This is a genomic window from Streptomyces sp. NPDC051684, assembly GCF_044453445.1.
Classification (GTDB): domain Bacteria; phylum Actinomycetota; class Actinomycetes; order Streptomycetales; family Streptomycetaceae; genus Streptomyces.
In genome coordinates this window covers 1-23,972 of sequence record NZ_JBITCS010000003.1, presented here as the reverse complement: position 1 = coordinate 23,972, position 23,972 = coordinate 1, and the positions used below count along the sequence as shown (strand labels likewise).

Annotated in this window: 15 protein-coding genes and 1 riboswitch; of the genes, 8 read left to right on the top strand and 7 right to left on the bottom strand. The window is 72.6% G+C overall.

Translation table 11 applies throughout. From position 1 onward, the window contains the following. Positions 1 to 164 precede the first annotated feature (164 nt). The 3 genes from ACIA8D_RS04270 to ACIA8D_RS04260 all read left to right on the top strand — a co-directional run bounded on the left by ACIA8D_RS04270 (position 165) and on the right by ACIA8D_RS04260 (position 3,820). Positions 165 to 1,283, top strand: coding sequence for a PP2C family protein-serine/threonine phosphatase (locus ACIA8D_RS04270; RefSeq protein WP_399228567.1), 1,119 nt, complete (start codon positions 165 to 167; stop codon positions 1,281 to 1,283). Between the two features lie 265 nt (positions 1,284 to 1,548). Further along, positions 1,549 to 1,684: riboswitch (cyclic di-AMP (ydaO/yuaA leader) on the top strand. Positions 1,685 to 1,695: 11 nt separating this feature from the next. Beyond that, positions 1,696 to 2,748: a M23 family metallopeptidase gene (locus ACIA8D_RS04265; RefSeq protein WP_399228566.1), complete on the top strand. Its 1,053-nt coding sequence runs from the start codon at positions 1,696 to 1,698 to the stop codon at positions 2,746 to 2,748. A gap of 115 nt (positions 2,749 to 2,863) precedes the next feature. After that, the gene (locus ACIA8D_RS04260) at positions 2,864 to 3,820 is read left to right on the top strand and encodes an aldo/keto reductase (RefSeq protein WP_399228565.1); all 957 of its coding nucleotides are present in this window, start codon (positions 2,864 to 2,866) and stop codon (positions 3,818 to 3,820) included. A gap of 19 nt (positions 3,821 to 3,839) precedes the next feature. Here the strand turns inward: ACIA8D_RS04260 and ACIA8D_RS04255 are convergent, their stop codons facing one another. The 4 genes from ACIA8D_RS04255 to ACIA8D_RS04240 all read right to left on the bottom strand — a co-directional run bounded on the left by ACIA8D_RS04255 (position 3,840) and on the right by ACIA8D_RS04240 (position 8,890). Continuing rightward, positions 3,840 to 5,159 (bottom strand): PrsW family intramembrane metalloprotease, encoded by a 1,320-nt coding sequence (locus ACIA8D_RS04255; RefSeq protein WP_399228563.1) that lies wholly within the window; start codon positions 5,157 to 5,159, stop codon positions 3,840 to 3,842. 122 nt (positions 5,160 to 5,281) lie between these two features. After that, a complete protein-coding gene (trmB, locus tag ACIA8D_RS04250; protein WP_399228561.1) occupies positions 5,282 to 6,049 on the bottom strand; it encodes a tRNA (guanosine(46)-N7)-methyltransferase TrmB in 768 nt (255 codons plus the stop codon). A 111-nt stretch (positions 6,050 to 6,160) separates the two neighbouring features. Next, complete coding sequence (gene lhgO, locus ACIA8D_RS04245; RefSeq protein ID WP_399228559.1) at positions 6,161 to 7,369, bottom strand: L-2-hydroxyglutarate oxidase; 1,209 nt, start codon at positions 7,367 to 7,369, stop codon at positions 6,161 to 6,163. A gap of 99 nt (positions 7,370 to 7,468) precedes the next feature. Continuing rightward, on the bottom strand, positions 7,469 to 8,890 hold the full coding sequence (locus ACIA8D_RS04240) for an MFS transporter (protein WP_399228558.1): 1,422 nt from the start codon (positions 8,888 to 8,890) through the stop codon (positions 7,469 to 7,471). Positions 8,891 to 9,509: 619 nt separating this feature from the next. Here ACIA8D_RS04240 and ACIA8D_RS04235 point away from each other — a divergent pair. Both ACIA8D_RS04235 and ACIA8D_RS04230 read left to right on the top strand, forming a co-directional pair. Next, positions 9,510 to 11,603: an asparagine synthase-related protein gene (locus tag ACIA8D_RS04235; protein WP_399228556.1), complete on the top strand. Its 2,094-nt coding sequence runs from the start codon at positions 9,510 to 9,512 to the stop codon at positions 11,601 to 11,603. A 92-nt stretch (positions 11,604 to 11,695) separates the two neighbouring features. After that, on the top strand, positions 11,696 to 15,007 hold the full coding sequence (locus ACIA8D_RS04230; protein WP_399228554.1) for an AfsR/SARP family transcriptional regulator: 3,312 nt from the start codon (positions 11,696 to 11,698) through the stop codon (positions 15,005 to 15,007). Positions 15,008 to 15,017: 10 nt separating this feature from the next. On the opposite strand, the gene ACIA8D_RS04225 is transcribed toward ACIA8D_RS04230, so the two are convergent. Further along, a complete protein-coding gene (locus ACIA8D_RS04225; protein ID WP_399228553.1) occupies positions 15,018 to 16,916 on the bottom strand; it encodes a sigma-70 family RNA polymerase sigma factor in 1,899 nt (632 codons plus the stop codon). Between the two features lie 239 nt (positions 16,917 to 17,155). Beyond that, positions 17,156 to 17,917 carry a TetR/AcrR family transcriptional regulator gene (locus tag ACIA8D_RS04220; protein WP_399228552.1) on the bottom strand — a complete coding sequence of 254 codons (762 nt, stop codon included), beginning with the start codon at positions 17,915 to 17,917 and terminating at the stop codon, positions 17,156 to 17,158. A gap of 373 nt (positions 17,918 to 18,290) precedes the next feature. On the opposite strand from ACIA8D_RS04220, the gene ACIA8D_RS04215 reads away from it, so the two are divergent. Together ACIA8D_RS04215 and ACIA8D_RS04210 are read left to right on the top strand one after the other, a co-directional pair. Continuing rightward, complete coding sequence (locus ACIA8D_RS04215; RefSeq protein ID WP_399229074.1) at positions 18,291 to 19,712, top strand: NAD(P)/FAD-dependent oxidoreductase; 1,422 nt, start codon at positions 18,291 to 18,293, stop codon at positions 19,710 to 19,712. Between the two features lie 157 nt (positions 19,713 to 19,869). Next, entirely contained in the window at positions 19,870 to 21,513 is a 1,644-nt protein-coding gene (locus ACIA8D_RS04210) for a SpoIIE family protein phosphatase (RefSeq protein ID WP_399228551.1), read from the top strand. 4 nt (positions 21,514 to 21,517) lie between these two features. Here the strand turns inward: ACIA8D_RS04210 and ACIA8D_RS04205 are convergent, their stop codons facing one another. After that, positions 21,518 to 22,789: an MFS transporter gene (locus tag ACIA8D_RS04205; protein ID WP_399229072.1), complete on the bottom strand. Its 1,272-nt coding sequence runs from the start codon at positions 22,787 to 22,789 to the stop codon at positions 21,518 to 21,520. 146 nt (positions 22,790 to 22,935) lie between these two features. On the opposite strand from ACIA8D_RS04205, the gene ACIA8D_RS04200 reads away from it, so the two are divergent. Next, positions 22,936 to 23,490: a MarR family winged helix-turn-helix transcriptional regulator gene (locus tag ACIA8D_RS04200; protein ID WP_399228549.1), complete on the top strand. Its 555-nt coding sequence runs from the start codon at positions 22,936 to 22,938 to the stop codon at positions 23,488 to 23,490. Positions 23,491 to 23,972: the final 482 nt, after the last annotated feature.

Sequence of the window (23,972 nt, the reverse complement as noted above, 5' to 3'; positions counted from 1 at the left end):
TCGGTTTTTTTCTGTCCCCGTGTCCGCCCGCGCCGCCTGTGTCGCCGGTGTTGCGCCCGTCACGTTCCCCACCCGTACGGCCCACCCCTGCTCGCCTCGGCGCCGCCGTGCAGGAACTCTTGGTGAGACGCCGGAAGCTGGCAGGGAGCGGCAGGAGACGAGTGGTGGGGCAGCGAACAGGAGGCACCGGCGGGAGACGGAGGGGGCGCGACTCCGAGGTCGCGGGCACCCGGGTCTTCCTGCGGCTGCTGCCCCTGCTGCTCGTCGTCGGCGGCGCGGTCTACGAGTACGTGACCCCCAGCGGCTTTCCCGGCGCCCCCCTGTTCAGCGCGGCGCCCCTGGTGGCCGCCCCGTTCTTCTCGCTCGGTGCGACGGTCCTGGTCGGCGTGGTGTCGATCGGCGCGATCGTCGCGGTGCACCTGCGCTTCACGGAACACCTCGACTCCGTGTTCGTCACCGAGATCGTCACCGTGGCCACCGTCTGCCTGCTGGCCTGTGTGCTCAACCGGATCGTGTACCGCAGCTACCAGCAGCTGGCCTCCGCCCGCGAGATCGCCCAGGCCGCGCAGTTGGCGGTGCTGCCCGAACCGGCCCGCCGGCTCGGCGGTCTCGCCATCGCGGCGCGCTACGAGGCGGCGCAGGCCGACGCGTTCATCGGCGGTGACCTGTATGCGGTCCAGGACACCCCGCACGGCATCCGGATCATCGTCGGTGACGTGCGCGGCAAGGGCCTCGGCGCGGTCGCCGCGGTCGCCGTCGTCATCGGCGCGTTCCGGGAGGCCGCCGAGCAGGAGGGTTCCCTGGAGGCGGTCGCCCAGCGCCTGGAGCGGGCCCTGGCCCGCGAGGGCACCCGGCGCAGCGGCATCGACGACTTCGAGGGCTTCACCACCGCGGTGCTCGCCGAGATCCCGCACGGCGTCGACCTCGTCCGGGTCCTCAACCGCGGTCACCCCGCCCCGCTGCTGCTGCTCGGCGACGGCACCGTACGCGCACTCGACCCGTGCCAGGCGGCGCTGCCGCTCGGCATGAGCGAACTCGGCAGCTGGCCCGACCGGGCCGTCGAGGCGGCGTTCCCGTCCGCGGCCACGCTGCTGCTCTACACCGACGGGCTCTCCGAGGCGCGCGACCCGAGCGGCCGCTTCTACGATCCGGCGGCGCGGCTGTCCGGCCGTGTCTTCCCGGGGCCCGAGGAACTCCTCGCGGCCCTCGCCGCGGAGGTGCGCGCGCACACCGGCAACGGGACGACGGACGACATGGCGCTGCTCGCCGTGCGGCGCACCTGAGGTCCTTGATCGTTTGTTACCCGAGGTAGCCGACCGTAGTCGAACGGCGTCGCTCCGCATAACAATTGACGCACCGTCAGAAGATTGAGTTCGTTGAATGTGGGCAGGGTGTGACGTCAACTCGCCCCGATCCGCCCACTGGTGTCCCGATAAGTCCTGGCCAGAGTCGTGAACGATCAGTGGGAAGCGCTTGGAATTACTGTCTGCTGTCTATTAACGTTCGATAACGCAGCGCGGTCGTCCCAGCCGTCACAAGAGACGGCTCCGTGCGCACGCGCCTAATCCCGCAAGGGAGCCGGGGAACCACCAACTTGGGGTGAATCGGACACCTTTGGTGTTCGTAGGAGACCTTCCTGCTCCGAACCCGTCAGCTAACCCGGTAGGCGAGAAGGAAGGAAAGGAGAGCGCCCCCGTGGCGTCCAACCGGCCTGCCCCCGACTTCTTCTACGGCCCCGAAGACCACTCCGGCGTCGAGCAGGAGACCTGGGAGGAGTGGAATCCCACCGAGGATTCCGTCGCTCCCCTCCGCGGCAGGCATCGCGTAGCCCGCCGTCGCGGTGGATTCGCGCGCAGCTCCACTGTTCTCGGCGTCGGCGTGGTCGCCGCCGTCGGTGCGGGCGGTATCGCCACCGCACAGGGCGGCAAGCCGCCGGTCCACATCTCCATGCCCGACCTCTCCGCGGTCAAGGACTCGCTGCCCGAGGCCAAGTCGCTGCCGGGTGTGGGCTCGCTGATATCCGACGGTTCGGACTCCGGTTCCGACTCCGACGCCACGGCCTCCCCGCTGAGCGGCGCCGGAATCACCCAGGCCGAGGCCGCCGACGGACAGACCGGCGCCGGCGAGGCGCTGCGGGCCCGCATCATGCAGCAGGCCGAGACGCAGCAGGACGCGGCCGACGCCACCGCGAAGCAGGCCGCCGAGGAAGCCGCCGCCAAGCAGGCCGCCGAGGAGGCCGCCGCCAAGCAGGACGCGGCCAGGGCCAAGGAGATCGCCGCGAAGAAGAAGGCCGAGGCGGAGGCCCGCCGCAAGGCCGAGGCCGAGCGCCTGCGCAAGCTGGCCGCCTCCTTCAAGCTCCCGGTCGCCTCCTACACGCTCTCCGGCACCTTCGGCCAGCCCGGCTCCATGTGGTCCTCCGGCTACCACACGGGTCTGGACTTCGCCGCCTCCACCGGTACCCCGATCCGCGCCATCCACTCCGGCACGGTCACGGAGGCCGGCTGGGCGGGCGCGTACGGCTACCGCACGGTGCTCACCCTCGACGACGGCACCGAGCTGTGGTTCTGCCACCAGTCCTCGCTCAATGTCAGCGCGGGCCAGAAGGTCTCCACCGGCGATGTCATCGGCCGCGTGGGCGCCACCGGCAATGTCACCGGGCCGCACCTCCACCTGGAGGTCCACCCCGACGGGCAGTCCACCGGCGTCGACCCGGCGTCCTGGCTGCGCGACAAGGGCCTCACCCCCTGAGAGCCTGTGAACCCCGGCGGTCCTGGCGCTGACCCCCCGACGTCAGGGCTGCCGGTTCGCCCTTGCTCCGCCCGATCCCGGAATACCGTGTTCCGTACGGGTGTTGAGGCAGGGCATGACTTCCTCCTCTCCCTCGCTGCGCAAGCTCGGCACCTCCGACCTCGAGGTCTTCCCGCTGAACCTGGGCGGCAACGTCTTCGGCTGGACCGCCGACGAGGCCACGTCCTTCGCCGTGCTCGACGCGTACGTCGCCGCGGGCGGCAACTTCATCGACACCGCCGACGTGTACTCGGCCTGGGTGGACGGCAACCGGGGCGGTGAGTCGGAGACCGTCATCGGCAAGTGGCTCGCCTCGCGCGGCCGCCGCGACGACGTGGTCGTCGCCACCAAGGGCAGCCAGCACCCCGAGTTCCAGGGCCTGTCCGCCGCCACCATCAAGGCCGCGGCCGACGCCTCCCTGAAGCGCCTGGGCACCGACCACATCGACCTGTACTACACGCACTACGACAACCCCGAGGTGCCGGTCGAGGAGATCATCGGCGCCCTCGACGAACTGGTGAAGGCGGGCAAGGTACGACACATCGCCGCGTCCAACATCTCCGCGCGGCGCCTTCAGGAGTCCCTCGACTTCTCCGACCGCGAGGGCCTCGCCCGCTACGTCGCGCTCCAGCCGCACTACAACCTCGTCTCGCGCGACACGTACGAGGGCGAACTCCAGGACGTCGCCGCCCGCGGGGGCCTCGGGGCCGCGCCGTACTCCGCGCTCGCCTCCGGCTTCCTGACCGGCAAGTACCGGCCGGGGCAGCAGGTCGACAGCCCCCGCGCGGGCAAGGCCGGCGCGTACCTGGAGACCGAGCGCGGGCAGCGGGTCCTCACCGTCCTCGACGAGGTCGCGCGCGCCCACGACACCGAGATCGCCACGGTCGCCCTCGCCTGGCTCGCCGCGCAGCCCACGGTGACGGCGCCGATCGCGTCCGCGCGCACCCGCGAACAGCTCCCGGCGCTGCTCGCGGCGGCGGACCTGCACCTCACGCAGCCGGAGCTCGACCGGCTGACGGCGGCTTCCGCGTGAGCCCTCGGCAGGGCCGGCCTCAGTACCGGTAGGGGTTGTAGGAGTACGTCGGGTACGCGAGGCCCTGCGCCAAGGGGCCCGCGTACACCGGGGGCAGCCACATCGGCGCCGCGATCTGGGAGCCGTACGCGAGCGCCGGCCGCGCGTAGGCGCGCCGCGCCCACAGCGCCTCGAGGAGCTCGCGCTCCCGGGTGACGAAGTCCGTGCCCGCCTTTCCCCTGCGGCCGCGGTGGCGGAGCAGCGCCAGGGACGTCGCGAAGTCCTCGTACTCGGCGACGGCCGTTGCGGCCGGGCGGCCGCCGTAGTGCGTGGCGAAGTCGCGGGCCAGGCGCCGCGCCTTGAGCGAGCCGAGTGCGAACGGCTCCGGCGGGGCGAGCCAGCCCGCGGCGACGTAGGCGGGCAGCTCCTGGCGGACGGTGCGCAGCTCGCGCTGGCGTACGTACACCGAGAGCCAGGTGAGCACGCCGAACACCGGCACCATGAACGCGGCGTACACCGCGAAGAAGCCGTACTCGCCGAACGACGACGAGCCGTTCCAGAACGCGTGCATGCCCATCGCCGCGAGCAGCCCCGCGAGCGGGAGCAGCATCCGGCGCAGCCGGCCGCGGCCGGGGGCCATGGCGGCGGCGATGCCGAAGCCGATGCCGGTGAGCACCGTGAACAGCGGGTGCGCGAACGGGGACATCACGACGCGCACGAAGAAGGTGGCGGCGGTGACCGAGGTCAGGCCGGGGCCCGTGCCGGAGAGCTGGTCGGTGCCGAAGGCGTTGCCGAGATAGAGGATGTTCTCGGTGAACGCGAAGCCGGTGGCGGTTACCCCGGCGATCACGACGCCGTCGACGATTCCGGTGAAGTCCCGTCTGCGGAACAGGAAGACGAGCAGCACGGCCGCCGCCTTCGCGGACTCCTCGACGATCGGGGCTATCACGGTGGCGCCGAGGGTGTCGGCGCTCGACGGGTCGGCGGTCGCGGTCTCTATCCAGCGGGTCGCGAAGCTGTTGGCGACGATCGCTATCAGCGCCGCCGCGCACGCGCCCCACGCGAAGGAGAAGATCAGGTTCCGCCAGGGGCCCGGCTGTACGCGGTCCAGCCAGCGGAACGCGGATATGAGGAGGGGGACGGGCAGCACGGCGAGGCCGAGCCCGACCAGGAACCCCTCCGTGCCGGTCTGCTCGCGGACGAGGGCGAGGATCACGACCCCGGAGATCGCGAGCAGCGTCGCAAGCGCGGTGGCCCGCACGCCCTTCCGCTCCCACCAGCGGGGATGCCGAACCGCGCCGCTCGGGTGCGCGCCGAGGACGTCGCCCTGCGGGTGCGGATAGACGGGATACGAGGCCACGAATTGACCCTAACGAGGGATGTGCGCCGCCGCGACGGGGTGGCGGAACATCAAGCCTGCCTTCAGGTCCTTCGTCAGTCCCTTCGTCAGTCCCTTCGTCAGTCCCGTCGTCATTCCCGCCGTCAGGTCCGCCGGAACAGCAGGTCGTGGACGACGTGGCTCTTGTCCAGGCCCTTGCCCTCGAAGCGGGTCAGCGGGCGGAACGCGGGGCGGGGCGCGTAGCCGCCGTCCTCGATGGTGTTCTCGTAGTCGGGGTGGGCGGTGAGGACCTCGAGCATCTGCTCCGCGTAGTCCTCCCAGTCGGTCGCGCAGTGCACGAGCGCGCCCGGCTTGAGCGGCCCCGCCACCAGCGACAGGAATTCGGCCTGGATCAGCCGTCGCTTGTTGTGGCGCTTCTTGGGCCAGGGGTCGGGGAAGTAGACCCGCAGCCCGTCGAGGCAGTCGTCCGGGAGCATGTCGCGCAGCAGCACGATCGCGTCGCCGTTCGCCACCCGTACGTTGCCGGTGCCCGCGCGCTCCGCCAGGTTCAGCAGATTGCCCTGGCCGGGCGTGTGCACGTCGACCGCGAGGATGCCGGTCGTCGGATCGTCCTCCGCCATCTGCGCCGTGGCCTCGCCCATGCCGAAGCCGATCTCCAGGACGACGCGCTCGACGCCGGGGAACAGCTCCGCGAGGTCGAGCCTGCGCTGTCCGTCGATGTCCAGGCCCCACTTGGGCCACAGCCGCTGCAACGCGTCGGCCTGCGCGTCGGTGACCCGGCCGCGACGGGGCTGAAAGCTCCGGATGCGGTGCTCGTAGTGCGACCGCGCGGGGTCGGGCCGGGGCCCATCGGGGAACCGCGGCTCGTTGGGGCGGGCGGTGGACGCGGGGATCTCAGACGACTCAGACACAGTGGAACCGATTTTACGGCCCACGCCGACCGGTGCCGGCAAGCCAAGCCCCGCCGACGATTGAGGCGCGGGGTCCGGGGCAGAGCCCCGAGACGTCAACCACGGCCCGGCCTACAGCAACGCCAGGACCCGCCGCGCAATCTCCCGCCCAATCGGCAACGACGCCGTCGCCGCAGGCGAAGGCGCGTTCAACACGTGAACCGCCCGCGCCCCCTCCCGTATCAAGAAGTCGTCCACAAGCGTCCCGTCCCGCAGCACCGCCTGCGCCCGCACCCCCGCCGCCACCGGCACCATGTCCTGCGCGGTGACCGCCGGCACGAGCCTGCGCACCGCCTTGGTGAACGCCGCCTTCGACAGCGAGCGGTGCACCTCCCCCGCCCCGTACCGCCAGTGGCTGCGCGCCATCCGCCACGCTCCCGGCCAGGCCAGCGTCCCGCCCACCTCACGAGGCCGGACGACACCCCACCCGTAGCCCTCGCGCGCGAGGGCCGGCACCGCGTTGGGACCGACATGCACGCCGCCGTCGATCCCCCGCGTCAGATGGACCCCGAGGAACGGGAACGCCGGATCGGGCACGGGGTAGACCAGCCCGCGCACCAGGTCCGGGCGCCCGAGCTCGAAGTACTCGCCCCGGAACGGCACGATGCGCATCTCGGGGTCGTCCCCGGTCAGCCGCGCCACCTCGTCGCAGCGCAGCCCCGCGCAGTTGACGAGCACGCGCCCGCGCACCACATCCCCCGCCCGCGTCCGCACCGCGACACCCCGGTCCGCGCGGCGGTCGACCTGCACGACGTCCGCCCCGTAGCGGATCTCGGCCCCGGACGCCTCGGCGAACCGCTCGGCGACCGCGCGGTAGTCGACGATCCCCGTCGTCCCCACGTGGATCGCGGCGAGGCCGCGGACCTCCGGCTCGTACTCCTGGATCTGCGCGGAACCGAGCTCGCGCACCGGTATCCCGTTCTCCCTGCCGCGCTGGACGAGCGCGTGCAGGCGGGGCAGCTCGTCCCGCTCGGTGGCGACGATCAGCTTTCCGGTGACCTCGTGCGCGATCCCGTACTCGGCGCAGAACTTGACCATCTCGGCGGCCCCGCGCACCGCGAACCGCGCCTTGAGCGAGCCGGGCCGGTAGTAGATCCCGCTGTGGATGACCCCGCTGTTCCGCCCCGTCTGATGCCGGGCAGGTCCCTCTTCCTTCTCGAGGACCACGACCCGGGTCCCCGGCGCCGCCCGCGACACGGCATACGCGGTGGAGAGCCCGACGATCCCCCCGCCGACCACCAGCACGTCCCCGTCATACTCAGCCGCCCCCACGGGCCTCACCTCCGCTCCCGACACACCCAGCCACTCCCCACACCCAGCATCTTGCCCGACCCCACTGACAATTCATGCGGGCAGCCTCGGGCCCATGCGGACCGCGGCCTACGCCGGCGCCATCAGCAACGGCCGGGCCCGCTCCCGCAGCTCCACCACCCGCGGCTCGTCTCCGTACGGCTCCAGGCGGTGCAGCAGGTCCTTCACGTACTCCGTGGTCCGCGCGGACGAGATCCGCCCGGCCACTTCGAGTGCCCGGGTCCCCTGCTCGCATGCGGCGTCCAGGTTCCCCGACTCCAGCTCGGCCACCGCGGAGACCACCAGACGCAGGCCGTGCGAGCGCACGAACTCCTCGGTGGGCTTCGACAGCGCCTGCTCCGTGAAGCGCCGCACCTGGCGGGGCGCCTTCAGATCGCGGTAGCACTCGGCCGCGTCCGCCGCGAACCGGTCGTAGGAGTAGAAGCCGAGCCACGAAGGGTCGGTGTCGCCGTCCCGGGCCCGCTCCAGCCACCCCTCGGCGGCCCGCAGCGCGCCCCCGGCCGCATGCCCGTCACCGGTGCGCGCGTGCGCGCGTGCCTCGATGAGCCGGAAGAAGCTCATGGTCCTGGCGGTCGCGAGCCCCCGGTTGCGCTCGATGGCGGCCTGCGCGAGGTCCACGCCCTCGTCGCCGAACCCGCGGTAGGTGGCCTGCAACGACATGGTGGCCAGAACGTAGCCGCCCAGCGGCACGTCCGCCGCCGCGCGCGCGAGCCTGAGCGCCTGGATGTAGTAGCGCTGCGCCGCCTCCTGCTGACCGGTGTCGAACGCCATCCACCCGGCCAGCCGCGTGAGTTCGGCCGCCGCCCCGAACAGCGTGCGCCCCACCTCGTCCGAGTACGAGCCGAGCAGCAGCGGCGCCGCCTCCACCCGGAGGCACTCGGGCACCATCGACGAACGCCAGTCCCCGCCGCCGTACTTGGAGTCCCAGCGGCGCGCGTCCTCGGCGGCCTCGCGCAGCTTCTGCACATCGCTGTGGCCGACCCTTTGCGGCGCGCCGTCCTCCACATGGTGTGCCTCCCGGGCCACCGAGGAGTCGGCCGGGGTTATCAGCCACCGGGACGCGGGCGTCGCGTACGCGCTCACCGCGAAGGAACCGGCCAGCGACTGCCAGATCCCGCCGCTGCCGGCCCGCCGCCCGGCGAGGTCGAGGCGGTACAGCTCGGTCGCGGACTTCACCGCCTGCCCTACGTCGCGCGGGAAGGCCAGGCCCACCTCGGGCGCGGGATCCGCGTCGGCCAGCCCGATCTCGTGCAGCGGCACCGGCCGGCCGAGCTTTTGGCCGATCGCGGCGGCGATGAGGTGCGGGGCGGCGCCCTGCGGCACCATGCCCTTCGACACCCAGCGCGCCACCGACGTCTTGTCGTAGCGCAGCGTCAAACCCCGTTGCGACCCCAGGTCGTTGACGCGGCGGGCGAGTCCTGCGTTGCTGATTCCCGCGAGGGCGAGAACGGCGCCGAGCTTTTCGTTCGGCCCGCGTTGCTCCCTGGACATGAGCCACCCCTCGACACAGACGGCTGCCGCGCCGGGCACCACGCCGACTTTTTCGGCCTGGCATAACCGCGCGGCATTCGTACACACAGCGTAGTTCGCCGCATCCCAAGCGTTAAGGGTCGGCATTCCGGATGGCGGGATTGTTGTCCGTACTGAAGTACGGCGCAGGCCACGCCGTGTGACCGTGTGCTCCGGGCGTGGTGCCGTGCGCCCGTGCGTGCGCTCTTACCCGGACGGCGGGCCGGCGGTTGCATGGGACCTGCGTGGGTCGGCCCGCTGTACTGGATCCAGTGGGCTGGGGGACACCGCCGCCTACATCCCCGCGGGCGGCGGACCGGTCCGGGAGGCGAACTGCGCCTCCCGGACTGTGCGTTGCGCGCTGTGGCCGAAGCGGGGTGTTCAGCTCCGGCCAACCACGGCCGATTTGGCCGAATCTCGCCCCTGTCATCCGGACTCGCCCGGGTCGTACCACGGTTCAACCACGGCTCAAATGGGGCGCATTAGGGGGAGCGTACGCCATGTCCCGGCCGCTCCTTCCCTGCGTCGTGTCCCCTCTTCGGGGGCGCCTTCGTGGCAGCATGGGGACCCCTTGTGTTGTCCACAGCCTGTGGAGGCGGCGATGCGCTGGTTGGTGGGGTGGAGCAGTGCCGCCTCCGGGCCCGTTGTCCCCGGTTCCGCGGGTGCCACGGGGACGGAGGGCGAAACGGTACATCCGGTCGGCTCCCAACTCCTGTGGGGTGACCCGGATCCGCTGTGGGCGGTCGGCGACTGGCGCGCCGACGAAGTGCGCATCGTGCGGGCCGACGACCAGACGCGGATCGCGGTCCTCGGTGTCTGCGGGGCGTCCGACGAGCAGCTACGGGTGGGCCTGTTCGCCGCGCGCGGCGGCGCCCTGCGCCACCTCACGGCCTGGCCCGGCAGTTACACCGCCGTCGTCCAAGTGGGCCGCCGTGTCACGGTGGTGGGCGATCTGGCGGGCGCGCGCCCCGTGTTCCACACCCCTTGGGCGGGCGGCACCGCGTACGCGACGGCGGCGCTCCCGCTCGCCGACCTCATCGAAGCCAACCTGGACGTGGGGCACTTGGCCGCGCTCCTCGCCGCGCCCGACGTCCCGGAGGCGCTGCACGACTCGACGCCGTACCAGGGCGTGCACCGCATCCCGCCGGGCCACGCGCTGATCCTGCGCACCGGTTCCCGCGAGATCGCCGGCTACGAGCCCGTGGCCTCGCTCGCCGTGGGCGTCGGCGCCGTCGACCCGGAACGCGCCGTGGACGACGTGCGGGACGCCCTCGTCGAGGCGGTACGGACCCGGCTCGCGGCGCCCCGGCACGTGCCCGGCACCGACCTGGACCCCGGCCCCGTGCCCGGCATGGGCCCCGCCGAGCGGCGGGCCGCCCGCGGCATGCCGGTGCCCGGCATCGGCGCCGACGTCTCCGGCGGACCGGCGTCCGGCACCCTCGCCCTGCTCGCGGCGGGCCTGCCCGGCATGCCCGGCACGGTCCTCGGACACGGCACCGGCGCGGGCGAGCGCCTCCTGGCGGTCACCTTCAACGACCGCTCGTCGCGCGCGGACCAGCACGAGGCGGAACTCGAGAGAGCCGGGGCGCTCGCCGCGAACCCGCGCCTGCACCACGTAGTGGTGGCGGCAGGCGAAGAGGCGCTCCCGTACGCCGACCTGGACGGACCGCTCACCGACGAGCCGAGCCCGTCCCTCATCACGGCCGCCCGGCACCGCGCACGCCTCGTCTCCGGCAGCGCCGACCACTTCACCGGCTACGGGGCCCGGCAGGTCCTGGACGCCCACCCGGCACGCCTCGCCGACCTGCTGATGGACCGCCAGCGCCGCCACATGCTGCGCCCCGTCGCGGCGCTCACCAAGGCGGACGGCTCCCTCGCGGTGCCGGCGCGCGTCTACGGTGCAGCCAGAAAGCTCGCACGTACGCCCTACAAGGCGGGCCTCGAAGGGCTCGCAGGGCGGCTCCTGCAGCGCAGTTTCGAGGAGCCGGGCGGCGCCGTCGGGGCCTCGCTCGCCGCCCTCGCGTGGGCCAGACCGGGGCCCGCCGCGCGCTGGCTGACCGGGGAGGCGCTCGCTGAAGTATCGGTTCGCCTCCATGACGGCAAGACCCGCCCGGGGCCCGGACCGGGCCAGCGCCCCGGCGAGTTCCGCGCCCGCGCGGGCCTCGCCCGGCACGCGGCGGACCTGCGCATCCTCGAACAGGCCGCCGAGGTCCGCTTCCAGCGCCTGCACGCCCCCTTCCTCGACAACCAGGTCGTCCGCGCCTGCCGCGCCCTGCCCGAGGCGCTGCGCGTCCAGCCGGGGGCCCGCGCCGAGATCCTGCGCCGCGTCCTCGAAGGCGCGGGTGTCAGCGAACTGCCGCCCGGCTGGGGCGCCCCCTCCCACACCTCGTCCTCCGCCGCGACCCGCGCCGGACTCCGCCTCGCCGCCGACCAGCTGATCGGCCTCTTCGACACGCCACTGCTCGCGCAGACCGGCCTGATCGAGGCCCGCGTGGTCCGCAGGGCCCTGCGCTCGGCGGCCGAGGGCGAACCCCTGCCGCTCGACGGCCTGGCGGACCTGGTCGCCCTCGAACTGTGGCTGCGCCGCCTCCTCGCCCGCCGCGGCACCTGCTGGACCGGCACCCCCGCACGCGCGCGTGCCGTGCCGACGGGGAGCGTCGTCCCCGAGCGCGCACTGGGCGCGGGACCGAGGTAGCGGCCCGCCGGCCGCGCGTGGCATCGGTTCACGGGCGGCCGCGCCGGGGAAAAGACCGGGACCTCGGGCCGCGCAGCGGCGACAATGCCTCAGTGCAGTACAAGATCCTGGGCACCACACAGGCATACGACGACGAGGGCACACCCGTGCCCGTGGGCGGCCCGCGGCTGCGCGCCCTGCTCACGTCCCTGGCCCTGCACGCCCCGCACACCGCCCCCACCGACGCGCTCATCGACGACGTCTGGACCGACGACCCGCCCGCCGACGCCCCGGCCGCCCTGCAGGCCCTCGTCGGCCGGCTCCGCCGCACACTCGGCAAGGAGTCGGTCGCCTCCGAGACCGGCGGCTACCGCCTCGCCGCGGCCCGCCCCGACATCGACCTGTACGTCTTCGAGCGCCTGGCCCGCGAGGGCGCCGCGGCCCTCGCCGCCGACGCCCCGGAGACCGCCGCCCGGGCGCTGCGGGACGCGCTCGCCCTGTGGCGCGGCCCGGCCCTCGTCGACCTCCCCGACCACACGGCCGCCACCCGCCACGAGGCCCGCCGCCAGGACGCCGTCCGCGCGCGCGTGGAGGCGGACCTGCGCCTCGGCCGCGCCGTGGATCTCGTACCCGAACTGCGTGAACTCACGGCCGCGCAGCCGTACGACGAGCCGCTGCACGCCCTGCTGATCCGCGCGCTGCGTGATGCGGGGCGTGGGGCGGATGCGCTGGCCGCTTATGAGGAGGCGCGTCGTGTGCTGGCGGACGGATTGGGGGCGGACCCGGGGCCGGAACTCTCCGTTTTGCACGCGGAGTTGCTGAACGCCCCGGCCCCGGGCGCCCACTCGGGGTTGACGTCTCGGGGCTCCGCCCCGGGCCCCGCTGCTCAATCGCCGCAGGGGCTTAAATTCCCTCCGCCCCGAACCGGAAATCTCCGGCCCCGGCTGAACTCCTTCGTCGGTCGGGAACCCGAACTCGCCGCCATCCGTTCCCACTTGCGAGGAGCACGCCTGGTCACGCTCACGGGCCCGGGCGGCTCCGGCAAGACCCGCCTGGCGGAGGAGGCAGCCGCGCCGCTGCCGAACGCCTGGCTGGTCGAGCTGGCGCCGCTCGACGATCCGGGGGCGGTCCCCGGCGCGGTGGTCAGCGCACTGGACCTGCGCGAGACGGTCCTGATCACGAACGAGTTGTCGAGCGCCCAGACCGATCCTTCCTCAAGCTCTCAACAGGGTTCGAGCAGGGGAGACCCCACTCGCCTCCTCGTCGAGCACTGCGCCCACCGCAGCCTGCTCCTGATCCTTGACAACTGCGAACACGTCATCGGAGCGGCGGCCCAGCTCGCCGAGACCCTCCTGACGCGCTGCCCCGGCCTCACGATCCTCGCCACCAGCCGCGAACCCCTCGGTGTCCCGGGGGAGTCCGTGCGCCCCGTCGAGCCGCTGCCCCCGGACCCCGCCCACCGCCTGTTCGCCGAACGGGCCGCCGCGGTCCGCCCCGGCTTCGACCCCAGCCAGGACCAGGCCGCCATCGCCGAGATCTGCCGCCGCCTCGACGGGCTGCCACTCGCCATCGAGCTGGCCGCGGCCCGCCTCAGACTGCTCACGCCCCGCCAGATCGCGGACCGGCTCGACGACCGCTTCCGCCTGCTGACCGGCGGCAGCCGCACCGTGCTGCCCCGCCAGCAGACCCTCCGCGCGGTCGTCGACTGGTCCTGGGACCTGCTCGACGAGCGGGAGCGCGACACCCTGCGCCAGCTCTCGGTCTTCGCCGGCGGCTGGGACCTGGAGGCGGCGGAGGCCGTGTGCTCCAGTGGCGAGGTCGCCGACGTCATCGGCTCCCTCCTGGACAAGTCCCTGCTCGTCGCCGCGCCGTACCAGGAGCAGCGCGCCGCGGGCATGCGCTACCGGATGCTGGAGACCATCCACGAGTACGCCACGGAGCGCGCCGCTCAGGCACCCGAGCTCCTGGCGGAGGCCGAGCGGCGGCACACCGCGCACATGCGCGCGCTGGTCGAGGCGGCCGACCCCAAGCTGCGCTCCGCCGAGCAACTCCCGTGGATCCAGCGCCTGGAGACGGAGCTGGACAACATCCGCGCGGCGCTGACCCGCGTCATGTCCGGGCCGGGCCCCACCGATCTGGAGTCGGCGATCGCCCTGGCGCTGCACATGGGCTGGTTCTGGTGGCTGCGCAACTACCGCCACGAGGGCTCGAACTGGGTCGAGCGCATCATGCGCATGCTGCCGGACGGTGTGCTCCCCGAGGACACCAAGGACCCGATGTACTGGCCGCAGATGAACCTGCGGCTGCTCTCCCTGTTCATGCTCTCCGAGATCCACCCGCACAGCGCGGTCGCGGGTGGGGAGCAGCGCGCGTACGCGCTGCGCGTGCAGTCCGTCTTCGCGCCGCCCAATCCACAGGGCGCCCGCTTCCCCGGCATCGTCTGGCCGTTCACGCTGTTCCTCCTCGACGGCCGCGACGTGCGGGCCGATCTGGACGCCGCCGTCACCAACTGCCGTCGCTTCGGCGGCGAGTGGGAGCTCGGCGTCACCCTGATGTTCCGCGCCCACATGGCGGTCGACATGCCCGGCAACATGAGCGGCGTCGACGAAGATCTCGCTGAGCTGCGGGACCTGAGCCGCAGGGTGGGCGACCGCTGGATGCGGGCCCAGGTGTGCAGCGCGGCGGGCGAGGCCGCGATGGGGCGCGGCCGGTTCGAGGAGGCCAAGGGCGAGTACGAGGAGGCCAAGGGCGAGTACGAGGAGGCGCTGCTGCTCGCCTACGAAGTGGGGGCGTACGCCGAGTCGCCGTTCCTCATGGCGCGCCTCGCGGAGATCGCCTTCCGCGCGGGCGACCGGGACACCGCGCAGAAGACGCTCGACATGGCGACCGACGAGGCGGAGCGGTACGGGGTGGTGGACAGCGCCGCCTTCGCCCGGCTGCTGCGGGCCTACCTCGCCCTGTCGGAAGGCGATGTGGCCCGCGCGCGCGAGCACTGCGACGCCTCGCGCGCGGTCGCCGAGCGCGGCACGCCGCCACCGCAGTTCGTCGCGGCGCTCGGCATGGTCGACGCGCGCGTCACAGCGGCCGAGTCGGGGCCCGGGGCCGGTCTGGAGAAGGTGGTCCGCCTGCTGCGCGACGAGGTCCTGGGACAGACGGCCGAGTCGGTGACCGCGGGCCTCGTCGACGTCGGAGCCGAACTGCACGCGCGCGCGGGCGACGTGGCGCGCGCCGTGCGCCTGTTCGCGGCCGCCGACGTGATGCGCGCCGGCCTGCCGAGGTCGATGCCGGAGCGCGAGGAGTACGAGGGCGCGGAGTCCCGCGCGCGGGCCGAACTCGGCGACGCGCGGTACGAGGCCGAGCGCGCGGCGGGCGCCGCACTCACGCACGAGCGACTCCTGGCGGAACTGGCAACTACGGGTTGCTGACGCCCGCTGATCACGTGCAGGTGAAGCGGGACTCCGCCCAGTCGGCGAGCGCCACCGAGTCGGCCGGGCTGTTCGGTTCGGTCACGAGCCGGATCGTCTTCGCCCCCGACACGTTCACATGGACCGGCACCGCGGCCTCGCGGCCCTTGACCACGGACGAACTCCAGGCCCGCGCCCCGTCGACGTAGACGGAGAACCGGACGGCGCCGAGACCGAGCGTCATGTCGTCGACACCGGCAAGGGCGTCGTACGCCGTGCAGCTGCGGTTGAGGTCGATGGTGACGGAGGACTCGGAGTGCACCGTGACCCCCTTCGCGTACTGCTTGCCGCCGATCGACATGCCGTAGCGCTGCCACACCCAGCTGCTCTCACCGAGACGGATCTCCGGCTGGGAACCGTCCCCGAGGGTGTCGTACCGCAGCTCGTTCACCGGGTAGACGGCCGGGGCGGGCGGCGGCTTGGGAGCCGGCGGCTTCGGCGGGGGCGGCGTCGGCTTGGGGGCCGGCGGCTTCGGCTTCGGAGGCGTCGGCGTGGGCTTCGGGGTCGGCTTGGAGGAGGGCTTCGGCGGGGGCGGCGTCGGCTTGGGGGCCGGCGGCTCGGGCTGCGGCTTCGGCGGCTTCGGTTCGGGCTTCGGCTTCTTCGGCTCGATCGGCTGCGAGGCGGGCGGCGGCGCCTTCTCGTGCGCCTCCGGCTTCGGCTTCGGGTCGCCGCCGGTGAGCGCCATCGCCAGCGCGACGGCGGTACCCGCGGCCACCACACCGGCCGCGATCCCCGCCTTCGCGGGTGCCCCGAGTCCCTCGGAGGCCGCTCCACCGGCGGCGCCACCGCTCGTGGAGCCGCCGCCCGTCGCCGCGGCCGCACCGGCGCCGGCCGCGCCCGCCGCGCTCGCGGCGCCACCGCCGATGAACGCCGCGGCCTTCGCGTACCCGGCGGCGCCGAACCAGCCGATGACCGCGATCGGGACGACACCGGGGATGCCGCTCGCGACTTCCTTGATCTGGCCGGCCGCGAGGCGGCACTTGGCGCACTCCTCCATGTGCTTGCGCAGGCCGCGCTCCGCCCGGGTGCGCAGGCTGCCGCGCGCATAGGCGCCGAGCCGGTCCGCGTAGCGGGCGCACTCCTCGGACTGGGTGAGCGTGGTCGACACATGCGCCTGGAGGTAGGCCTCCTTCAGGCCCTCGCGGGCGCGCTTGGCGAGCACGCGCGTGCCGTTGGCGTCGAGTCCGAAGAGCGTGGCGACCTCGCTGGGCGACTCCTCCTCGACCTCCGTGTGCCACAGCACGGCCTGCCAGCGCTCCGGCAGCGAGCGGAAGGCCTGCATGGCCATCGACTGCTCGGCCTCGTGCATCGCGCGGACGTCGGCGCCCAGGTCGAGCGTGTCGTCGTCGCTGGCCTCCAGCGAGCGGGCGTCCTGCGTGGCGAACACGGCGAAGTCGTCGACGAGGTGCTCGCGCTTCGCCGACTTCGTCCAGCCCGCCGCGACGCGGCGCACCGTGGTCAGCAGATAGGCGCGCACCGCGTGCTCGGGGCCGCTGCCGCTCCGGACGGCCTGGAGGGTGCGGGCGAAGACCTCGGCCGTGAGGTCGTCGGCGGTGTGCCCGTCGCGGCAGCAGGTGCGGGCATAGCGACGCACGGCCGCGGAGTGGCGGCGGTACAGCTCTTCGTAGGCGCCGTCGTCGCCCGCGCGCATCCGGCCGATCAGGTCGGCGTCGGAGGACGGAGCCGGTGTCTCACCCTCGACGCCGCTGGAGCCGCTCTCGCGCTGCGGCGGCACGGACCTCTGCACGTCCGGCTGCTCGGCGGACGTGCGCCCCGGACCGCCCTGGCTCGGTACCTGCCGCGAGGGCGGGCTCTCGGCACTTGTCCCGCCGCCCTCGGGCCGCTGCTCGTCCCGCCCGTCAACGCTCATTGCGGAATGCCCCCGACCGCCCACTCTGACCCGATCACCGGGAAAGAGTGCCACACGCACCGGTGCCCGAAGTGGTTGCTGCACTGCAACCACTCATCCGTGGAGATTTCGCGTGCGAGATCCCTAAGGATCACCCGTTCTGGGAAGCCTCAACCACCATGCCCACAACAAGAGTTGACCGCGAGTGACGGTGTCGTCGACTCGCGGTCACTCCCTCGGTGCGGTGAGGATCCGAGCGCTCACGCAGGCCGCGAGCGCAGCCCCTCCAGCAGGATGTCGAGCAGCCGGGCCGAGGCCGCCTCCTGCTGCGCGGCGTCCGGCAGCGACGGGGCCGCCGTCGCGATGACCAGCAGCACGTCCGACACGGTCACGTCCACGCGCAGCTCACCGGCCTCCCGGGCGCGGTCCACGAGCCGGCCCACGACATCGAGGAGCGTCGCGGCGCCCGCGTCGTCCGCGGGCAGCCCCTCGCCGCCGACCGGCGGCTGCTCGACGAGCCGCAGCTCCGGTGTCGCGGCCCGCTGCTCGGGAACGCGCGGCTCACCGCGCACGCCCTCCTCGGAGTCGGCGACCCCGACCCGCAGCACCTGCGGGGGCAGCAGCCGGCCCGCCCCAGAGGCGACCGAGGTCCGCAGGAAGCGCGAGAGCGCCGACCACGGCTCGTCCTCCTGACCGAGCGCCGTGCGCGCCTGGTCGGTCAGCCTGGCGGTCTCCTCCTCGGCGATCCGCCGCACCAGTACGTCCTTGCTGGGGAAGCGCCGGTACACCGTGCCCACCCCGACGCGGGCGCGGCGCGCCACGTCCTCCATGGGGGCCCCGTACCCCAGCTCGCCGAAGACTTCCCTGGCCGCGCGCAGCACGTGCTCGAGATTGCGCTGTGCGTCCACACGCAGCGGTGTGGAGCGCGAACTGTCGCCCGCTCCCCGCCCGTTGGCCCCCGGGGCCGCGCCGGACGGCGCGACGGCAGAGGCTGAGGTCCAATGAGAGTCCTGAATGTGCATATGTGTTCCCCCGGTAATGACGTCTCCCCCCGGAGACACTCCCCGCCATTGTCTGTCGGAGTCAGAGGAACAGACAGCGATTTCCGGGACCCTTCCCGATCGCCCGCGTATCCCCCCAGACACCCCGACAGGAGACGAACATAGTTGAGCCGGGAGCGATTCAGAAGAGGCAGGTTCCGCACCGGGTGCCCCTCGAAAGGAGTATGTGCGGGATTTCGCCATGACGGCCGCACCGCACTCCGCTCCGGTCCGCGGCCCCGCCGCGGACGCTGACCTGGGACGCTCCCGCGCGCGCGGGTCGATCGCCGTTCCAGAAGGGGCACTTCTGGTCGTCATACAAATGGTCGGGACTGTGGACAAACGCATGGGCCCGATGCGTCATGGGAGGGTGAGGGAACCTGCGCGCATTCTTGTAGTCGGCGGCGGATACGTCGGGATGTACACGGCCCTGCGGCTCCAGAAGAAGCTCAAACCGGAGCTCAAGAGCGGTGCCGTGGAGATCGTCGTGATCACCCCCGACCCGTACATGACCTATCAGCCATTCCTGCCGGAGGCCGCCGCCGGCTCGATCTCGCCGCGCCACGTCGTCGTCCCGCTGCGGCGCGCGCTCGACCAGTGCCAGGTGATCGTCGGCGAGGCGCAGTCCATCGACCACGCCAAGCGCACGGCCACGTACACCACGCTCGCCAGCGACGAGGAGGGCACGGGCGCGGCCGCCCTCACCTACGACGAACTGGTCCTGGCCCCCGGCTCGGTCTCCCGCACGCTCCCGGTCCCCGGGCTCGCCGACTTCGGCATCGGGTTCAAGACCGTCGAGGAGGCCGTCGGCCTGCGCAACCACGTCATCGAACAGCTCGACATCGCCTCCTCCACGCGCGACCCGGCGATCCGCGACGCGGCGCTGACCTTCGTCTTCGTAGGAGGCGGGTACGCGGGCGTGGAGGCGCTCGGCGAACTGGAGGACATGGCCCGGTACGCGGCGAAGTACTACCACAACGTCAAGGCCGAGGACCTGAAGTGGATCCTCGTGGAGGCGAGCGACCGGATCCTGCCCGAAGTGGGCCCGGAGATGGGCCAGTACACGATCCGCGAACTGCGCGGCCGCAACATCGACGTACGCCTGGAGACCCGGCTCGAATCCTGCGAGCACCGCGTAGCGGTGCTCAGCGACGGCTCCCGCTTCCCGACCCGCACGGTCGTGTGGACCGCCGGCGTCAAGCCGAGTCCGCTGCTCGCCGCCACGGACCTGCCGCTGAACGAACGCGGGCGCCTCAAGTGCACCGCCACGCTCGCCGTCGACGGCGCCCCGCACGCGTGGGGAGCGGGCGACGCCGCCGCGGTCCCGGACGTCACGGCACCCGGCAAGGAGTGCGCGCCCAACGCCCAGCACGCGGTCCGCCAGGCCAGGACCCTCGGCGACAACATCGCGGCCTCCGTGCGCGGCGAACCGCTCACCGACTACGAGCACTCCTACGCGGGTTCGGTGGCCTCCCTCGGCCTCCACAAGGGTGTCGCGCACGTCTACGGCCGCAAACTGAAGGGCTACCCTGCCTGGTTCATGCACCGCGTCTACCACCTCAGCAGGGTGCCCACCGTGAACCGCAAGGCCCGTGTCCTGACCGAATGGACGCTCTCCGGACTGTTCAAACGAGAGATCGTCTCGCTGGGCTCGCTGGAACAGCCCCGCGCCGAGTTCGAACTCGCGGCCGGAGCGGTCCCTCCTACGGACCCATCTGGCGGACCCACCCGCGACACCCCGCAGGGGCCTCCCGAAAACCCGAAGGGGTCGCCCTGACCCCGCTGTTGACGTCCCTGACGGAGCACCGGTGACCGGAGCGCGGAACTCCCGCCCGCGGACCGGCGTCTGACGTTTGTCAGTACGGTCGGCCAGACTGGTCCACGACCCCGGGCGGGCTCCTCGCCCACCCTCGAACCCACGAGGCTTTTCCCCTGTGAACTTCACGCGCTGGAGCGCCCGGCTCCCCGGAACGCAGCGCCGCGCGGCGGCGCGGGCCGACCACGGCGGACCCCAGCGGGCCGACGGCGCGGTCCCCGCCGCCCGCGCCGAACACCTGTCCGCGAAGGCGCCCGGCGAGGCGGGCGGCGTCGACGAACTGCCCGTACGCCAGGTCCTCGACCGCATCCCCGCCCTGGTCGCCCTGGTGCACGGCCCCGAGCACCGCGTCGCGTACGTCAACGACGCCTACGTCGCGGCCTTCGGCGAGCGCACCGCGGGCGAGCCCGCCCGCGAGGAGCTGCCCGAGCTCGACGAACTCAGCCTGCTCCCGTTCCTCGACCAGGTGCTGCGCAGCGGCAAGCCCCGCACGGTCAAGTCCCGCAAGACCGCGGGCGGCCGCTCGTACACCGTCACCTGCACCCCGCTGGAGACGGCGGACGGCCCCGGCGTGCTGATCTTCGCGGCCGATGTCACCGACCACGCGGAGGCCGCCGAGCGCCTGCGCACCAGCGAACGCGAACAGCGCGAAACGGCGGTCACGCTCCAACGCTCGCTGCTGCCACAGGAGTTGGAGGAACCCGACGACCTGCGGATCGCGGCCACCTACCAGCCGGGCGGCACCGAGGCGGCGGTCGGCGGCGACTGGTACGACGTGATCACCCTCGGCGGCGGCCGCACGGCCCTGGTGATCGGCGACGTCATGGGCCGCGGCGTCCGGGCGGCGGCGGTCATGGGCCAGCTCCGCACGGCGGTCCGCGCCTACGCGCGCCTGGACCTGCCCCCGCACGAGGTACTTCAACTGCTCGACGGGCTGGCCACGGAGATCGACCCGCATCAGATCGCCACTTGCGTCTACGCCGTCCACGACCCGAACGAGGGCCGCCTCGTCTACGCGTCCGCGGGCCACCTGCCGATCCTCGTACGTGACGAGAACGGCACGATCCACCGCGCCGACGAGCCCACGGGCCCGCCGCTCGGCACCGGCGGCTGGCTGCACGCCTCGGGCTCGGTGCCGCTCGGCGCGGGGTCCACGGCGGTCATGTACACCGACGGCCTGGTGGAGCGGCGCGACGAGGACATCGACGAGGGAGTGGCCGCGCTGGAGAACGCCCTGGCGGGCGCGACCGGCACGCCCCAGGTCGTCTGCGACCGCCTGATCCGGGCGGCCGGGGTCACGGCCGATCACGACGACGACGTCGCGGTCCTGGTCCTCCAGCACCCGGCCCGCAAGGGCACCGACGGCGAGCGCTTCCGCAACGCGGCGCTCGAACTGCTCGGCGGAGTGGAGGCCGCCCCACGCGCGCGTGCCTTCGCGTCCGGCGTCCTCACCAGCTGGCGCTTCGCCGACGAACTCCACGACCTGGGGGTCCTCGCGGCCAGCGAACTCGTCGCCAACTCGCTCCAGCACGGCACCCCGCCCATGCGCCTGCGGCTGCGCCGCACGGACCGCCGCCTGATCATCGAGGTGACCGACGGCGACGACCACCTGCCGCGCCGCCGCCGCGCGGAACCGGCGGACGAGGCGGGCCGTGGCATCGCGATCGTCGCCACGATCGCCTCGAACTGGGGCTCGCGGCGCACGCCGGACGGCGGCAAGGCGGTGTGGTGCGAGTTCGTGCTGCCGGAAGGCGCGGGCTGAGGGCCTACGCCTCCGCGGCGGCGGGCTCCGGCGCACTGCGCATGACCACACGCGTGCCGGCCAGCGACGGCTGGTCCTGCACCGGCGTGAGCCGCTTGCCGAGCCGCAGCGCCAGCACCGTGATCGCCAGCGAGAACAGCACGAACGTCACGATGTAGGGACCGTGCAGCGCGGCGCCCATCGGCCCGCCCACCGCGGGCCCGACCGCCAGCGCGAGCTGCTTCACCAGAGCGAAGGCCGAGTTGTACGAGCCGACCATGCCGGCCGGAGCGAGATCGGCGACGAGCGGCGCCACGGTCGGCGACAGCATCGACTCACCGAGACCGAACAGCGCGTACGTCGAGATGAACGCGGCGGTCGCCATCGCCTGGCTCCCGTGCCCGATCCCCGCGTACCCGGCCGCCAGCCACGCGCCGGTCCAGATGAGCCCCACCGCGGCGATCACCCGCGAGCGCTTGCGGCGCTCGACGAGCTTGAGCACGGCGAACTGGGCGACCACGATCATCGCGGTGTTGGCGGCGAGCGCGATGCCGAGCGTGGACGCGGAGATCCCGGCGGTCTCGACGCCGTAGGCGCTCAGCCCCGACTCGAACTGCCCGTAGCAGGCGAAGAACAACACGAACCCGAGCACGCACAGCTGGAGCATCGCCCGGTGCCCGAGCAGTGCGCGCATGCCGCCCTTGCCCTCGCCCTTCGGCACGGCCTCGCCGAGCGTGGGCGCGTGCGGCATCCGCACGGTCAGCACGATCCCGGCGAGCACCAGGAACATCACGGCCTCGATGGAGAAGAGCAGCAGGAAGCTGTCCGGCCGGGTCTCGTCCACGATCTGGCCGCCGATGAGCCCGCCGATGCCGAGGCCCAGGTTCTGCAGGAAGAACTGCGTCGCGAAGGACCGGGTGCGCGTCTCCGGGGCGGAGCACCACACGATCATGGTGGCGAGCGCCGGTTGCAGCACCGCCGTTCCCGCGCCCAGCACCGCGGCGCCCACGATGGCGGCCGGTTCAATGGTCGCGAGCCCGAGGCCGACCGCGCCCACGGATGCCACGACCGAGGCCGCGACGAGCACGGGCAGCGGACCGCGCCGGTCGATGGCACGACCGGTGAAGGGCAGGACGACCAGGGCGGCCATGGCGAACGCGGCCAGCACGATGCCCGCCGCACTGGCGCCGAGACCTCGGACCTCCGCCACGTACACGTAGAGGAACGGAACCGTGAAGCCGATCCCGAACGCGCTCAGCGCGCTGCCCACCTGAATCCGGCGCATCGCGGCGCCCATCGCCCTGGTCACTTTCACCTGCCCTTTCACTGGCCCGGCCACTGGTCCGGGTCTTAGCACTGAAGACTTAGAAGCTAAACTTAGAAGCTAAAGAGTACACACGCAAGGACTTCAACGCCAATCACTCCCGTGCCATACTTCGCGCCATGGCGGACACCCCAGGCGCGCCGGCCGCCGAGCCGACGCTCGAAGAGCAGATCGCCGCGTACCAGCGCGAGTTCCAGGCCCTCGACCCGCAGGTCGAGCAGATCGTCTCGGCGCTCGGCAGACTCAACCGCCGCATGAACGTGGCGTACGGGCGTCACACCTCGGAGATCGGGATCAGCAACACCGACTGGGAGGTCCTCAAGGCCCTCGTCCTGTCGGGCACCCCGTACCGACTGGGCCCGGGAGACCTCGCGAAGCGTCTCGGCCTGACCCCCGCGGCGATGACCCACCGGATCGACCGCATGGTTCAGGAAGGTCTGGTCACCCGTGACCGCGACGAGAACAACCGCGTCCGCGTCATCGTCGAGCTGACCGAGGAGGGGCGAGAGAAGTGGCTGGAGGCGATGCGCCTGGCGTCGGTCTTCGAGGAGGACCTCCTCCAGGACCTCAGCGCCAAGGAGCGCAGCACCCTCGGCGAGGTCCTCACCCGCCTTCTCCGCCGCGTGGAGGACGCCCAGCCGGACGCCGGCGGCCGCCTCACCGACCTCGACTGAAGTCGGACAGAGGGGAGGGTTGACACGGCCTTCCGCGATCCGTAAGGTACCTCGGGTTGCCACGGGGCCGTAACGGTTCTGCGGCGACATATCCGCCGCTCAAGCGGCACCCAACCTCAGCACGATCTCCCGACCGGGATTCTATTCGGCATGCCCGAATTCCATTCCGAACCCCCGATTCGCTCGGGAGCCGGGAATCCGCTAAAGTTTGGGACGTCGGAACGGCCCAACAGCCGCAAAGACAAACCCCGCTGACTGGGAATCAGGCCCGAAAGGATCTGATAGAGTCGGACTCGCCGGAAAGCCGAAAGGCCGGAAAGCGAAGCGGGACCGAGGGAAATCGGCCGGTGAAACGGTCTGATAGAGTCGGAAACGCAAAACAGCAAGACCGAAGGGAAGCGCCCGGAGGAAAGCCCGAAAGGGTGAGTACAAAGGAAGCGTCCGTTCCTTGAGAACTCAACAGCGTGCCAAAAATCAACGCC

Bases quoted from the DNA above. Each gene is read 5' to 3' on its own strand.
- ACIA8D_RS04200 (WP_399228549.1), top strand. From the start codon at position 22,936: ATGGCGGACACCCCAGGCGCGCCGGCCGCCGAGCCGACGCTCGAAGAG.
- ACIA8D_RS04260 (WP_399228565.1), top strand. From the start codon at position 2,864: ATGACTTCCTCCTCTCCCTCGCTGCGCAAGCTCGGCACCTCCGACCTC.
- ACIA8D_RS04205 (WP_399229072.1), bottom strand. From the start codon at position 22,789: ATGGGCGCCGCGATGCGCCGGATTCAGGTGGGCAGCGCGCTGAGCGCG.
- ACIA8D_RS04220 (WP_399228552.1), bottom strand. From the start codon at position 17,917: ATGCACATTCAGGACTCTCATTGGACCTCAGCCTCTGCCGTCGCGCCG.
- ACIA8D_RS04215 (WP_399229074.1), top strand. From the start codon at position 18,291: ATGCGTCATGGGAGGGTGAGGGAACCTGCGCGCATTCTTGTAGTCGGC.
- ACIA8D_RS04225 (WP_399228553.1), bottom strand. From the start codon at position 16,916: ATGAGCGTTGACGGGCGGGACGAGCAGCGGCCCGAGGGCGGCGGGACA.
- ACIA8D_RS04240 (WP_399228558.1), bottom strand. From the start codon at position 8,890: ATGTCCAGGGAGCAACGCGGGCCGAACGAAAAGCTCGGCGCCGTTCTC.
- ACIA8D_RS04235 (WP_399228556.1), top strand. From the start codon at position 9,510: ATGCGCTGGTTGGTGGGGTGGAGCAGTGCCGCCTCCGGGCCCGTTGTC.